The organism is Planotetraspora sp. A-T 1434 (assembly GCF_025420585.1).
Lineage (GTDB): Bacteria > Actinomycetota > Actinomycetes > Streptosporangiales > Streptosporangiaceae > JAOEGB01.
On sequence record NZ_JAOEGB010000005.1, the window covers coordinates 180,335 to 194,045 of the forward strand.

Here is a 13,711-nt window from a genome sequence, read left to right on the forward strand (position 1 = left end):
AGCGTGACAGACCTCCGGGTGACGGTCGGCGGGGGAGCGGAGGCCGTTCGCGGGGTCTCCTTCGACGTCGCCCCCGGAGAGTCGGTGGGGCTCGTCGGCGAGTCGGGGAGCGGCAAGACGCTCACCTGCCGTGCCGTCCTCGGCGTGCTCCCCCCCGGCTGCGCCGTCACCGGCGGCCGCGTCGAGTTCGGCGGGGAGGACCTGACGGCGTTCGGCCGCCGCCAGTGGGAGGCCGTCCGGGGCGCCAGGATCGGCGCCGTCTTCCAGGACCCGGCCTCCTATCTCAACCCCTCCCTCACCGTGGGCGCCCAGCTCGCCGAGGTCCTGCGGGTGAAGGCCGGGCTGCCCCGCCGGGCGGCGCGCGCCAAGGCGGTCGAACTGCTCGGCGGGATGGGTCTGCACGACCCGGCGCGCGTGTACGGGCAGTATCCGCACGAGCTGTCCGGCGGGATGCTGCAGCGGGTCCTGATCGCGATCGCGGTCTCCTGCGACCCCGAGCTCCTCGTCGCCGACGAGGCGACCACCGCGCTCGACGTGACGGTCCAGGCCGAGGTGCTGGAACTGCTAGGCCGGCTCCGGCGCGAGCGGGGCCTTTCCATCGTGTTCGTCTCCCACGACCTCGCGGTGGTGGCCGAGCTGTGCGACCGGATCGCCGTGTTCTACGGCGGCGAGCTCGTCGAGTCCGGGCCGACCGAGGAGGTCCTCGCCTCGCCCCGGCACCCCTACACCGAGGCGCTGCTGCGCGTCGCGTCAGTCGGCGACTGGGGGCGCCGCACGCTGGACGTCATCCCCGGACAGCCGCCGCCCGTAGGCGCGGCCGTCACGGGCTGCCGCTTCGCCGACCGGTGCGCCTTCGCCGCCGACGCGTGCCGGCAAGGAGACATCCCACTGAGCGCGCTCCCGGAGGGCCGTGCCGTACGGTGCGTCCGGGCGAGCGAGGTGGCCCTGGCCGGGGCCGGAGCTCTCATGGGAGAAGCCCGATGAGCGCGCCCGCTCCGGCCCGGGAGGCGGCGGCCGCGGCCTCCCCGGAGGCTCCGCTGCTCGCCGTGCGCGGGATCGACGTCTCCCTCGGCCGCCCCGCCGTACCGATCCTCCGGGACGTGAGCCTCACCGTGCGGGCGGGGGAGATCGTCGGGATCGTCGGCGAGACCGGGTCGGGCAAGACCACGCTCGCCCGCACGATCTTCGGACTCGTCAGGCCGCTCCGCGGCGTCGTCGAGGTGGAGGGCGCTCCGGTGTCCGCCCTGGACGGCTCCCGCCTGCGGGCGTTCCGGCGCACGGGACGGGTCCAGCTCGTGTTCCAGGATCCGCTGCGCTCGCTCGACCCCGACCTGACCGTCGCGGCGATCGTCGGGGAGGGCCCGGCCATCCAGGGCGTGCCCGCCGCCGAGCGCCGGGAGAAGGTCGCACGGGCGCTCGAACTGGTCGGGCTGGACTCCTCCGTGGCGAGCCGCACGCCCGGGCAGATCTCCGGAGGCCAGCGCCAGCGGGTCTCGATCGCGCGGGCGGTCGTCTCCGGCCCGAGGCTGCTCGTCTGCGACGAGCCGGTGAGCGCGCTCGACGCGTCGAACCGCAACCACATCCTCAGGCTGCTGGACGACCTCCGCCGGGAGCTCGGCATCGGCGTGGTGGTGATCTCCCACGACCTCGGCTCGCTCGCGGGCATCGCCGACCGGGTCGCCGTGCTGTACCGGGGCCGGATCGTCGAGGACGGCCCCGTCACGGAGGTCTTCCGCGACCCGCGCCACCCGTACACCGCGCTGCTGGTGGCCTCCGCGCCCCGCGTCAGCGGCGTGCACGGACATTCGCTCGCGGCCCTCCGCCAAGCCGGCCCGACGGGCGTCGCGGGCGGCTGTGTGTTCGCCCACCGATGCCCCTTCGCCACCTCGGACTGCTCGATCCAGCCAGAGACGGCCGTCTCGGGCGACCGCCACGTCGCGTGTCATCACGCCGCCACCTGGCCCTCAGCCGCATCCCGCCTGGAAAGGAATCACGCCCATGGTTGAGTTCATCGGCCTCGTCAGCACACAGGAGACCAGCGAGAGCACGGCGGCGGAGGGTCCGCTGATCCAGCCCGAATACGTCCGGAAGTTGGCGCGGGCACACGAGGAGTCGGGGTTCGACCGGGTGCTGGTCGCGCACTGGTCGAGCAGCCCCGACGCGTTCATCGTGGCCGGCCAGGCTCTGACCGCCACGACCCGCCTGGGCGTGCTGCTCGCGCACCGCCCCGGCTTCGTGGCCCCGACGATCGCGGCGCGCAAGTTCGCCACGCTCGACGCCTTCCACCCGGGCCGGGTGGCACTGCACGTGATCACCGGAGGAGACGACGCCGACCAGGCCCGCGACGGCGACTTCAGTGACAAGGAGACGAGGTATCGCAGGACCGACGAGTTCCTCGACGTCCTGCGCAAGGAGTGGGACTCCGAGACGCCCTTCGACTACGAGGGCGAGTTCTACCGGGTGGCGGGCGGGTGGTCGGCGGTCCGGCCGGAGGGCCGGATCCCCATCTACTTCGGCGGCGCGTCCGCCGACGCCGTCCGCGTCGGCGCCAAGCACGCCGACGTCTACGCCTTCTGGGGGGAGCCGATCGCCGGCATCAAGGAGCGGATCGACCAGGTCAGGGCGGCCGCCGCGCCCCACGGCCGGGACCCGCGCTTCAGCGTCAGCCTCCGCCCGATCACCGGCGAGACGGAGGAGGCCGCCTGGGCCCGGGCCCAGGACATCCTGGAGGTGACCAAGGAGCGCGTCGGCGACCTCCGCAAGACCTTCAAGATCGACCCCGCGAACGCCGAGGGGTCGAGGCGGCTGCTCAAGTACGCCGACCAGGGCGAGGTCCATGACAAGCGGCTGTGGACGGCCCTCGCCAAGGCCACCGGCGCGGGTGGCAACTCGACCGCGCTCGTCGGCAGCCACGAGCAGGTCGCGGACGCCCTGCTCGACTACGTGGACATCGGCGTCACGACGCTGCTGATCCGCGGCTACTCGCCCTACGCCGACGCGGTCGACTACGGCACCCTCATCCGGCTCGTCAACGAGCGCCGCCCCGCCCTCAGCCCCGCCTTCAGCTAGGAGTTCCAGATGTCCATCGAAGTCCTCGGCATGGTGGCCACCAACGACATCTCGGAGACCCACGGGCGCGTCGAGGGGTCGCCGGTGGACGCGGCCTACCTGACACGGTTCGCGCGGGCGCACGAGGAGGCCGGGTTCGACCGGGTGCTCATCGGCTACGGCGCGACCGGCCCTGACGGGTTCGCCGTGGCCGCGTCCGTGCTGCACGCCACCGAGCGGCTCAAGGTCCTCATCGCCCACCGGCCCGGCTTCGTCCAGCCCACGCTGGTGGCCCGCAAGCTCGCGACGCTGGAGAACCTGACCGGCGCGGGGCGGGTGGCGATCCACCACATCACCGGCGGCGACGAGCTCGACCAGAGACGCGACGGCGACTACCTCGACCACGACGACCGGTACAGCCGGACCGCGGAGTTCATGAGCGTGCTGCGCCGGGCGCTCACCTTCGAGCGGCCGTTCGACCACGAGGGCGCGTTCTACCGGTTCCAGGGCGCCTTCAGCTCGGTCAGGCCGTATGGCGAGGTGCCGCTGTACTTCGGCGGAGCGTCCCCGGCCGCCGTCCGGGTGGGGGCCGAGCACGCCGACGTCTACATGCTGTGGGGCGAGCCGCTCGCGCAGATCGCCGAGCGCATCGCGGCCGTCCGCGAGGAGGCGGCCCGGCACGGCCGGACGGTCAGGTTCAGCCTGTCCACCCGGCCCATCGTGGCCCCCACCGAGAAGGAGGCGTGGGACCGGGCCGAGCGCATCCGCGCCTCAACCGCCGAACGGGTCGGCGCGGGAAAGTGGGGACAGGGGTTCGGCCGCGAGTCCACTTCGGTGGGGTCCGCGCGGCTCCAGGAGCAGGGCGCGCATGGCGACGTCCACGACGAGCGGCTGTGGTACGGCGTGACCAACCTGACCGGGCCGGGCGGCAACTCGACCGCCGTGGTGGGGACGCCCGAGCAGGTGGCCGAGGCCCTGCTCAAGTACTACGACCTGGGCGTCACCACCTTCCTCATCCGCGGGTTCGACCCCTTGGACGACGTCGTCGAGTGGGGCGGCGGGCTGGTGCCGCTGCTGCGCGCGGGAGCGGCCGAGCGGCGACGCGTCACCGTGGGCGCGGGAGCGTGACCCGCCCGACCCCCACTACGTCCCACTGGGGGGCGTTCGGCGTGCGGATGAACCGGGGGGAGGTCGAGGTGATTCCCCACCCGGCGGATCCCGCGCCGTCGCCGCTGCTCGGGAACGTGGCGAGCGCCCTGCGGCACCCGGCCCGCGTCGCCCGGCCGGCCGTACGGCGGAGCCGGCTGGAGCACGGGCCGGGGCCCCGCCCCCGGGCGGCCGATGAGGAGTTCGTCGAGGTCGGATGGGACGAGGCCCTCGACCTGGTGGCCGCCGAGCTCGACCGGGTCCGGAGCACGTCGGGCAACGAGGCGATCTTCGGGGGGTCGTACGGCTGGGCCAGCGCGGGGCGGTTCCACCACGCGCAGAGCCAGCTCCACCGGTTCCTCGGGCTCGCCGGGGGCTACACCTCGTCGCGCAACTCCTACAGCCTCGGCACGTCGCTGGTGCTCCTGCCCCACGTGGTGGGGGACTCCGAGCAGGTGGTGCGCCGAGCCTCCACCTGGCCCACCATCGCCGAGAACACCGAGCTGCTGGTGGCCTTCGGCGGCGTCCCCGAGAAGAACGTCTACGTCACCCCCGGCGGCGTGACCCGCCACGTCACCCCCGGCCACCTGAAGTCGCTACGGGCCGACGTGGCGCTGATAAGTCCGCTCCGGACCGACTTCCCCCTCGACGCCCGCTGGTATCCCATCCGGCCCGGCACCGACGTCGCGCTGATGCTCGCCCTGGCCCACACCCTCGTCTCGGAGGGACTCCACGACCGCGGCTTCCTCGACCGTTACTGCGTAGGGTTCGCCCCGTTCGAGCGCTATCTCCTCACGGAGCCGAAAGACGCGGACTGGGCGGCGGGAATCTGCGGCATCCCCGCCGACGGGATCCGTGAGCTCGCCCGGCGCATGGCGCGCTCCCGCACGCTGATCACCGTGACGTGGTCGCTGCAGCGCATCCGGTACGGAGAGCAGCCGGTGTGGGCCGCGATCGCCCTGGCCGCGCTGCTCGGCCAGATCGGCCTGCCGGGCGGCGGCTTCGGCCACGGCTACGGGTCGATGGGCGACGTGGGCGGTCACGGGCCGACGGGCAGGCTGCCCTACCTGCCACAGGGGCGCGATCCCGTGTCCACGTTCATCCCGGTGGCCCGGATCGCCGACATGCTGCTGCATCCGGGGGAGGCCTACGACTACGACGGACAGACACTGAAATATCCGGATATTCGACTTGTCTACTGGGCGGGCGGGAACCCGTTCCACCACCATCAGGACCTCAACCGGCTGCGCCGGGCGTTCGCCAGGCCCGACACGATCGTGGTGCACGAGCCGTACTGGACGGCCACCGCCCGGCACGCCGACATCGTGCTCCCGGCGACGAGCACGCTCGAACGCGACGACTTCGGCAGCGGCCGCCGGGACACCCACCTCATCGCCATGCGCCGGGCCGTCGAGCCGTACGGCGAGGCCCGCGACGACTACGATATCCTCGCCGGGCTCGCCGCGCGGCTCGGCGTCTACGATGAGTTCACCGAGGGCCGTACGGCACGGCAGTGGCTGGAGCATCTCTACACGGCCTGGCGCGAGACGGCCCCGTTCCCGGTGCCGCCGTTCGCGGAGTTCTGGGAGGCGGGCGAGCTTGAGCTGCCGCCCGGGCACGAGCGGGAGACCCTGTTCGAGCGCTTCCGGGCCGACCCGGAGGGCAGCCCGCTCCGGACGCCGAGCGGCCGCATCGAGATCACCTCGGCGACCGTGGCGGGATTCGGCTACGACGACTGCCCGGGCCACCCGGTGTGGCTGGACCCCGGCCCGGACCCTCATCCGCTGCTCCTGATCGCGAACCAGCCGTCGACCCGGCTGCACAGCCAGCTCGACCCCGGCGCGGTCAGCCAGGCGAGCAAGATCTCGGGAAGGGAGCCACTGCGCATGCACCCCTCTGACGCATCCGCCCGTGGCATCGCCGATGGCGACGTCGTCCGGGTGTTCAACGACAGGGGCGCCTGCCTCGCGGGAGCCGTACTGTCCGAAGACCTGCGCCCCGGCGTCGTCCAGCTCGCGACGGGCGCGTGGTACGACCCGCTGGGAGACCTGTGCGTGCACGGGAACCCCAACGTCCTCACCGCCGACGTGCCGTCCTCACGGCTGTCCCAGGGATGCGCCGGGCAGCACGCGCGGGTCGACGTCGAACGGTTCGACGGAGACCCGCCGCCGGTCACCGTGCTCGCGCCGCCGCGCCTGCTCTCCCGGGAGGTCGCGTCATGACGGTGAGAGCGGGCGAGTTCGCCCGGGCGCTGGCCGGGATCGCGGAGCGGGCGGAGCGGCACGACCGGGAGGCGAGCTTCCCGCACGAGGCGTTCGACGACCTGCACCGCGCCGGAGTGCTCACGCTGACGCTCCCGAAGGAGCTCGACGGGGGAGGGGCGGGGCTCGCGGAGACCGCCGCGGTCCTGGGCGAGGTGGGCAAGGCCGACCCGTCGGTGGGCCTGGTCACCGCCCAGCATCTGATGGCGCACGCCGCGCTCGCCCGTCCGGACAACCCGTGGCCCGCCTCCGTGCGGGAGCGCGTGCAGCGATCGAACCGCGACGGCGTGGCGCTGATCAACGCCCTCCGGGTCGAGCCCGACCTCGGCACGCCCGCCCGGGGCGGCCTGCCCGCGACGGTCGCCGCCCGGTCGGCGGACGGCTGGCGCGTCACCGGCCACAAGATATATTCGACCGGGATCCCCGCCCTGCGCTGGCTCTCGGTATGGGCGCGCACGGACGACGAGAACCCCCTCGTCGGGGCGTTCCTGGTGGAGGCCGGCACGCCTGGTTACCGTGTCGAGGAGACCTGGGACCACCTCGGCATGCGGGCCACCCGCAGCGACGACGTCATCTTCACGGGCGCGTGGATCCCGGCCGGCCACGCCGTGGACGTGAACCCGCCCGGCGCACCGCCAGCCGGGCGCGGCCTGCCGTTCCTGGCGTGGAACAACGTGCTGCTCAGCGCCGTCTACGACGGCGTGGCCAGGGCGGCCCGCGACTGGCTGGTCCGCTACTTGAACGAGCGGGTCCCGGCCAACCTCGGCAGACCGCTGGCCTCGCTGCCCCGCTTTCAGGCGGCGGTGGGCGAGATCGAGGCGCTGCTGCTGACCAACTCCCGCCTGCTCTCCGCGACGGCAGCCGCCGTCGACTCGGGGGAGCCGGTGCCCGACTCGGGGCTCGTCAAGTACACCGTGACCGGCAACGCGATCAGGGCCGTCGAGATCGGCATCGCGCTGATCGGCAACCCCGGCCTGCACCGGGGGAACCCGATCGAACGGCACTACCGCGACGTGCTGTGCAGCCGCATCCACACCCCTCAGGACGACACCATCCTCACCGGCGCGGGAGCGCACGCGCTCTCCGAAGGGAGCATCCCCACATGACTCCTCACCACTGGCCCTCTCACCACCGGCAGGGGACTGGCCCGCGCGAGAGCCGTACGACGGGGGAGGCCCGCGCATGAGCGTCGACGCGGTCGAGAACGGCCTGCCCGGGGTCGGCGGGGCAGGTGACGTGTTCCTCTCGGCGTTCCGCCGGCATGCCGCGGGCGTCGCGGTCGTCACCGCCCTGTCGAAGGGCGGGCCCGTCGGTTTCACGGCGACCTCGGTGGCGTCGGTGTCGCTCGACCCTCCGCTGCTGTCGTTCGGCATCTCGGTCGGCGCGTCGAGCTGGCCCGCGATCCGGGACACCGACAGCTTCGTCGTCCACATCCTGTCGGCCGGGCAGCGCGACGTGGCCGGGCTGTTCGCCCGCAAGGGCGCGGACAGGTTCGGCCCCCGGACCCGCTGGAGCTCCCTGCCGACCGGCGAACCCGTGCTGGACGGCGTGGCGGCGTGGCTGCGCTGCAGCGTCCAGGAGCGGTTCATCGCGGGGGACCACCGGCTCGTGATCGGCCTGGTCACCGACGGCGACGTGGACCACGGGCACGGGCCGTTGCTCTACCACGACGGCGCGTTCGGCGTCCTCGCCGCGCACCCGTCGGACAGCGACAAGGGACCATGATTGTCGGGCGCGCCATCGGAGGCGCGCCCGAGGAGGAGAACCATGAGTGACGTGCCCATTTCGCCGGGTCTTGCCGACCTGCCGGACGACCCGTTCCATCGGCGGCTGCACCACATCGTCCCCGGAGGGCTGACGTCGGAGACGGCGCAGACGTCCGGCATGCACCGCCGGGCCGCGATCAGCGGGGCCACCGTCGGCTCGTCGCGGCTCTGGATGGGGCAGACCCACGTCGCCCCGGCCACATCATCGGCGAACCACCACCACGGCGACTCCGAGACCGCCATCTACGTCGTCAGCGGCACCCCGTCTTTCGTGTTCCTAGACATCGACGGCGACGAGCCGCGGGAGGTGCGGGTCGACACCAGACCCGGCGACTACATCTTCGTCCCGCCGTTCGTGCCGCATCGTGAGGAGAACCCCGACCCCGACAACGAGGCGGTCGTCGTCATCGCGCGCAGCTCACAGGAGGCCATCGTGGTCAACCTCCCCGACCTCCGCTGGACGCTCCGCGACATCCGAAACAAATGACCCGCAAATCGTGATGCCAGAAATTGGGCATGGAAAGGCGCGTTTCTGTGATTTCCCGGCTGTCGCCCGGCTTCGCGCCGGAGCCCGTAAATTCGCTTCATGCCGTCTACAGGGGAAAAGCGGGTGTACGGGCGGCGACCGCCGCGTCGACTGCGTCTGGGGCAGGTGATCGCGGTAGTCGTCCTGCTCTTCGGCGCTTCGGCGTCCTTCGCCATGCCCGCGGTCCGGCGGCCGCCCCTTGGTGCTGACGGGTGCCCGACGGCCTGGGTGGAGGAGCGGGACGTCTTCGACCTGCCCGGCCCGCTGGTGCCGGACGGCGCCGTCTCCGTGACGTTGTGCGAGCTGGTCACCCGGTTGCCCTATAGAGGCAGGCCCGCTCGGTCGCCATGGTCAGGCCAAGCGCGGACGCTCACCACCAGGGTCGCCGACATGGTGACCGTGCTCAACGCGCTGCCCACCCGCGACGAGCTGGAGGCGAGGATTCGCGCGCGGAGCAAGGCGGAAGGCCGCCCTCTGCCGGAGGACGTTCATGTGGGGACCGGGTGTACCGATATCGGCTTTCCCTCAGAGCTGTCCTTCGCGGTTCACTACGTCGAGGGGCCGCCCGCCGTGGTCCTGCTGGACCGCAACTGCGGCACCGCCCGCTTCGGCGCGCGAACCCGGTACCTCAACTTTTCCGACGGTAAGCCGATCGACACATTTCTCGGGTTCTACCGGGACCAGCTCGCGTCCAGGGGGTTCGTCGTCGCGGCTCCCGCCTGCCCAGCCGTGCTGCGTGTCCGGCGGAGCAACGAAGATGTCATCACCGACGTGCCCAGGGACGACATCGCCCGCAACCGTGGTGGTTCGGCCGCGCACCTTCCGAGCCCGCTTGCGGCGGTCACCGCCTGCCGCTATGTCCGGCAGGGCGACACGCTGCGGCTGGGTCACAGCCGGACGCTGCGCGACGAGCTGGGACCGATTCGCGACCTGCTCAACACCGCGACGGCCATCGAGGAAGTGAGAAAGGGCGGGGGCACAGAGGTCGTCAACTGGACCCGCTGCGGTGTGGCGGGTTCAACGGCCGATCCGGTCAAGCGCCTCGATGTGGTGTGGGTGGCTGACGTGACCGGGGCGGTCGCCGAGATCCGTGTCTGGCGTGCTCCCTGCGCCGCGGTCTTCCCGGGGATGGGGGGCGTCGTGGCGAAGCCCGCGCTTCTGGTCAGGCTCGACGACTGGCTGCGAGGGTGACCGGGACCACCACCCAGTGGAGACGTCGAAGCTGTGACTTACTTTGTAAAGGCGCACCCTCGCGATAGCGATCAAGGTGGGACCCGGCACCATTGTCGCCGTGAAAACGAAAAAAGCGACGACGACCGAACGGATCGGACCGCCCCTGATCGCGGGGGAGCGCGAGATGCTGCGGGCTCACCTCGACTTTCACCGTGCGACGCTCGCCCTGAAGTGCGACGGCCTCTCGGACGAGGACCTGCGCCGCCAGTCGATGCCGCCCTCGACGCTGTCACTGCTGGGCCTGGTGCGGCACATGGCCGAGGTGGAGCGCGCATGGTTCCGCCGGGCGATGAACGGGGAGGACGTCCCGCTCGTGTGGTCCGAGAAGGGCGACTACCAGGCGGCGTACGACGCGAGCACGGCCACGCGGTCGGAGGCGTTCGAGGCATGGGAGGCGGAGGTCGCCCACTCGCGCCGGATCGAGCGGGAGGCGGAGTCGCTCGACGTGATCGGCCACCAGCCCCGGTGGGGTGAGGACGTCTCGCTCCGGATGGTCATGCTGCACCTGATCCACGAGTACGCCCGGCACAACGGGCACGCCGACTTCCTCCGCGAGGGAATCGACGGGACCGTCGGGGCCTGACACCCGCCGGGCGGAGCCGTGTGCCGGGTTGGCTAGCCTTGTCGGATGCCCGTGCCGTACCTGACCGTCCGTGATGTCACCGAGCATGAGATCGAGGTCCGGCACTCGCGGTTCATCTGCGCGCTGGCCCCTGTCGACTCGGAGGACGCCGCGCGGGAGTTCGTCGCCGGGCGCAAGCGGCGCTGGAGTGACGCGACCCACAACTGCTCGGCGTACGTCATCGGGGCACAGCCGGGACACTCCGGCGCGCAGAAGGCCGACGACGACGGAGAGCCGGGCGGGACCGCCGGGACGCCGATGCTGGAGGTCCTGAGCCGGCGGGGGTACGCGGACGTGGCCGCCGTGGTCACCCGCTACTTCGGCGGAGTGCTGCTGGGGGCCGGTGGTCTCGCCAGGGCGTACGGCGGGGCGGTCAGTGAGACGCTGGACCGGGCGGAGAGCGTGCGGATGATCCCGGCGAGGGTCGTGCGCGTGACGGCGGACCACGCCCAGGCGGGCCGGTTGGAGAGCGACCTGCGGGCCTCGCCGTACGCGCTGAGGCACGTGGACTACGGCGACCGGGTCACGTTCGAGGTGAACGTCGCACTGGACGGCGTGCCCGGGTTCGAGGAGTGGCTGGCCACGGCGACCGCCGGCCGGGCCGTCCCCAGCCTCGGCGAGCACGTCCACGTGGCCGAGTGACACCTGGCCGAGCGAAGCTGATCCAGGACCGGCAGGAGTCCTGGCGGCTTTTCTCCCCTGGAAGTCTCTATGGACGTCGTCGGCCTCGCCCGGCTGCGGTTCGCCGTCACGGGAAGCCTCCACTTCCTGTTCGTCCGGAGGAGATGCTGTTCGGGGATATGGCACACTGCCACGATGACCCCAGCGATCACCTCAGCGATCACCTCAGCGATCACCGCGGCGGCCGCGGGCACCTGGAAGCTCGGCGACCTGACAGTCAACCGGATGGGATTCGGCGCGATGCGCCTGACCGGCAGCGCCGCCTTCGACCTCGGCACGCCGAGCGATCGGGAACGTTCGATCCGCGTGTTGCGGCGCGCGATCGAGCTCGGTGTCAACCACATCGACACCGCCGCGTTCTACTTCTCGTCGCTGCGCTCCGCCAATGAGCTCATCAACCGGGCGCTCGCGCCGTACCCGGACGACCTGGTCGTCGCCACCAAGGTCTGGGCGGGCCGGGACCCGTCGGGCGAGTGGTGGTGGGCCACGCCGGAGCAGTTGCGCGGCCAGGTCGAGGAGAACCTGCGCCAGTTGGGCCGTGACCACCTGGACGTCGTGAACCTACGTGTCCCGCCAAGCCGGAGAAACGGCTCGATCGCCGAGCATTTCGGCGCGCTGGCCGAGCTCCGTGCCGCTGGGCTGATCCGCCATCTGGGCGTCTCCGGCGTCACGCCGGCACAACTGGCCGAGGCCCAGGCCATCGCGCCGGTGGTCTGCGTGCAGAACCGGTACGGCATCGACGCGGGGCACGACGACGACGAGTTCGTGCGCGCCTGCGGTGCGCAAGGTGTCGCGTTCGTGCCGTTCTTCGCCATCGCCGGCGCCGGGCGCGAGAGGGGCGCGACGGGCGCTGAGAGCGAGGAGATCCTCGCCGTGGCCCGCGCGCATGGGGTGACGGCCGCGCAGGTCCGGCTGGCGTGGACACTGCGGCTCGGGCCCCATGTGCTGGCCATCCCCGGCACGGGCAACCCGGACCACCTGGAACAGAACGTGGCCGCCGGCGCGCTGCGGCTCTCCGCGGACGACGTGGCCCGCATCGACTCCCTGCGAGCGGACCTCCGCGGGAAGGGCTGAGCTCGTCAGCCTTCCAGGGCGTATTGCATCACGCGGAGCTTGGCCTGCGCCTCGGCGAGCTCGGCGGCGGGGTCGGAGCCGCCCATGATGCCGCAGCCCGCGAAGAGCCGGGCGCGGTCGCCGGAGATCTGGGCACAGCGCAGGGCGATGCCCCACTCGCCGTCGCCGCGCGCGTCGATCCAGCCGACGGGTCCGGCGTAGCCGGCGCGGTCCATGCCCTCCAGTTCGCGGATCACGTTGAGGGCGGTGCCGGTCGGCGTGCCGCCGACGGCCGCGGTGGGGTGCATCGCGGCCACCACGTCGAGGACGGACGCGCCGTCCGACAGCCGGCCGGTGACCCGGCTGGCGAGATGCTGCACGTTCGGGAGCGCCAGCAACTCGGGCTGGGCGGGCACGTCGAGGGCCGAGCACAGGGGAGTGAGGGCCTCCCTGACCGACGCGACGGCGCAGACGTGCTCGTAGCGGTCCTTCCCGGAGGCGAACAGGGCGGCCCCGCGGGCCGCGTCCTCGGCCGGCCCGCCGCCGCGCGCGGTGGTGCCGGCGAGGACCAGCGACTCGATCGACTGGCCGGTGTGCCGGACCAGCAGTTCGGGGGTGGCTCCGACCAGGCCGCCGACGGAGAAGGTGTAGCACTCCGGATAGCGGGCGGCCAGCCGCGACAGCAGCACCCTGATGTCGATCTCCCGCTCGGCCGTGGCCATCAGGTCGCGGGCCAGCACGACCTTGTCGAGGGCGCCCGTCTTGATCTTCCGTACGGCTCTCGCGACCGTGTGCTGCCATTCGGGGGCGGTGAGCGTGCCGTCGCCGTAGCGGATGCGGCCGGGGGGTAACCAGGGCGTGACCGCGTCGAACGGGTCGTCGCCGATCGTGGTGAGCCACGCTCGCCCGCCCCTGCGGGCGAGCACCACCCGGGGGAGGACCAGCGTGGAGCCTTCGGCGTCGCCGTCGAAGGTGAACGAGCCGAACGCCACGGGGCCCGAGCCCGGCATCCCGACCTCGTCGTCGATGCGGGCGTCGCCGAAGAGCGACGACAGCCACTCGCGCGCCCACTGGAAGCGCCCGGGACCGGGCGGCACCGTCGCGCGGGCGGCCTCTCCCCAGCCCACGAGCCCTTCGCCGTGCCGGACCCAGGCGTACGGCCCGGCGGCGGGCAGCCGGGTGAGGAGGTTCCTGGGGTCGCTCACCGCGACCGTGCGAACCACGAGGGGGCGGATCAGAGCGACACTCACGCGACTCACTTTACGCAGGAACTGAACGTGTTCGACACGGCCCCCCGCGCAGCGGGGCTCCCTGTGTCAAGCGGCGATAGGAACTTGGTCACGGAAGGCACGCCTTCCCTGGTGGTCATAGAGCA

At 72.4% G+C, this 13,711-nt stretch carries 13 protein-coding genes; 12 read left to right on the forward strand and 1 reads right to left on the reverse strand.

The genetic code is table 11. From position 1 onward, the window contains the following. The first annotated feature begins 3 nt into the window (after positions 1-3). The 12 genes from N5079_RS08830 to N5079_RS08885 all read left to right on the forward strand — a co-directional run bounded on the left by N5079_RS08830 (position 4) and on the right by N5079_RS08885 (position 12,357). Positions 4-984 (forward strand): ABC transporter ATP-binding protein, encoded by a 981-nt coding sequence (locus tag N5079_RS08830; RefSeq protein WP_261583215.1) that lies wholly within the window; start codon positions 4-6, stop codon positions 982-984. Beyond that, positions 981-2,006 carry an ABC transporter ATP-binding protein gene (locus tag N5079_RS08835; RefSeq protein ID WP_261583103.1) on the forward strand — a complete coding sequence of 342 codons (1,026 nt, stop codon included), beginning with the start codon at positions 981-983 and terminating at the stop codon, positions 2,004-2,006. Before N5079_RS08830 ends, N5079_RS08835 begins: the two co-directional genes overlap by 4 nt. Then, positions 1,999-3,069 carry an LLM class flavin-dependent oxidoreductase gene (locus N5079_RS08840; RefSeq protein WP_261583104.1) on the forward strand — a complete coding sequence of 357 codons (1,071 nt, stop codon included), beginning with the start codon at positions 1,999-2,001 and terminating at the stop codon, positions 3,067-3,069. Before N5079_RS08835 ends, N5079_RS08840 begins: the two co-directional genes overlap by 8 nt. 9 nt (positions 3,070-3,078) lie before the next feature. Then, positions 3,079-4,176, forward strand: coding sequence for an LLM class flavin-dependent oxidoreductase (locus N5079_RS08845; protein ID WP_261583105.1), 1,098 nt, complete (start codon positions 3,079-3,081; stop codon positions 4,174-4,176). Then, positions 4,173-6,416 carry a molybdopterin-dependent oxidoreductase gene (locus tag N5079_RS08850; protein ID WP_261583106.1) on the forward strand — a complete coding sequence of 748 codons (2,244 nt, stop codon included), beginning with the start codon at positions 4,173-4,175 and terminating at the stop codon, positions 6,414-6,416. The genes N5079_RS08845 and N5079_RS08850 overlap by 4 nt, the downstream gene beginning before the upstream one ends. Next, complete coding sequence (locus N5079_RS08855; protein ID WP_261583107.1) at positions 6,413-7,561, forward strand: acyl-CoA dehydrogenase family protein; 1,149 nt, start codon at positions 6,413-6,415, stop codon at positions 7,559-7,561. The genes N5079_RS08850 and N5079_RS08855 overlap by 4 nt, the downstream gene beginning before the upstream one ends. Before the next feature lie 76 nt (positions 7,562-7,637). After that, a complete protein-coding gene (locus tag N5079_RS08860; RefSeq protein ID WP_261583108.1) occupies positions 7,638-8,180 on the forward strand; it encodes a flavin reductase family protein in 543 nt (180 codons plus the stop codon). Positions 8,181-8,222: 42 nt separating this feature from the next. Next, positions 8,223-8,708, forward strand: a complete 486-nt coding sequence (locus N5079_RS08865; RefSeq protein WP_261583109.1) for a cupin domain-containing protein — start codon at positions 8,223-8,225, stop codon at positions 8,706-8,708. Between the two features lie 165 nt (positions 8,709-8,873). Continuing rightward, positions 8,874-9,938 (forward strand): hypothetical protein, encoded by a 1,065-nt coding sequence (locus tag N5079_RS08870; protein ID WP_261583110.1) that lies wholly within the window; start codon positions 8,874-8,876, stop codon positions 9,936-9,938. A gap of 100 nt (positions 9,939-10,038) precedes the next feature. Further along, positions 10,039-10,563 (forward strand): DinB family protein, encoded by a 525-nt coding sequence (locus tag N5079_RS08875; RefSeq protein ID WP_261583111.1) that lies wholly within the window; start codon positions 10,039-10,041, stop codon positions 10,561-10,563. 45 nt (positions 10,564-10,608) lie between these two features. Then, complete coding sequence (locus N5079_RS08880; RefSeq protein WP_261583112.1) at positions 10,609-11,244, forward strand: YigZ family protein; 636 nt, start codon at positions 10,609-10,611, stop codon at positions 11,242-11,244. Positions 11,245-11,418: 174 nt separating this feature from the next. Continuing rightward, positions 11,419-12,357, forward strand: coding sequence for an oxidoreductase (locus N5079_RS08885; RefSeq protein ID WP_261583113.1), 939 nt, complete (start codon positions 11,419-11,421; stop codon positions 12,355-12,357). Positions 12,358-12,362: 5 nt separating this feature from the next. Here the strand turns inward: N5079_RS08885 and N5079_RS08890 are convergent, their stop codons facing one another. Beyond that, positions 12,363-13,586: an isochorismate synthase MenF gene (locus tag N5079_RS08890; protein WP_261583114.1), complete on the reverse strand. Its 1,224-nt coding sequence runs from the start codon at positions 13,584-13,586 to the stop codon at positions 12,363-12,365. Positions 13,587-13,711 lie beyond the last annotated feature (125 nt).

Excerpts from the sequence above, each read along its gene's own strand:
- N5079_RS08835 (WP_261583103.1), top strand. The coding sequence starts at position 981 with ATGAGCGCGCCCGCTCCGGCCCGGGAGGCGGCGGCCGCGGCCTCCCCG.
- N5079_RS08840 (WP_261583104.1), top strand. The coding sequence starts at position 1,999 with ATGGTTGAGTTCATCGGCCTCGTCAGCACACAGGAGACCAGCGAGAGC.
- N5079_RS08845 (WP_261583105.1), top strand. The coding sequence starts at position 3,079 with ATGTCCATCGAAGTCCTCGGCATGGTGGCCACCAACGACATCTCGGAG.
- N5079_RS08855 (WP_261583107.1), top strand. The coding sequence starts at position 6,413 with ATGACGGTGAGAGCGGGCGAGTTCGCCCGGGCGCTGGCCGGGATCGCG.
- N5079_RS08860 (WP_261583108.1), top strand. The coding sequence starts at position 7,638 with ATGAGCGTCGACGCGGTCGAGAACGGCCTGCCCGGGGTCGGCGGGGCA.
- N5079_RS08865 (WP_261583109.1), top strand. The coding sequence starts at position 8,223 with ATGAGTGACGTGCCCATTTCGCCGGGTCTTGCCGACCTGCCGGACGAC.
- N5079_RS08880 (WP_261583112.1), top strand. The coding sequence starts at position 10,609 with ATGCCCGTGCCGTACCTGACCGTCCGTGATGTCACCGAGCATGAGATC.
- N5079_RS08885 (WP_261583113.1), top strand. The coding sequence starts at position 11,419 with ATGACCCCAGCGATCACCTCAGCGATCACCTCAGCGATCACCGCGGCG.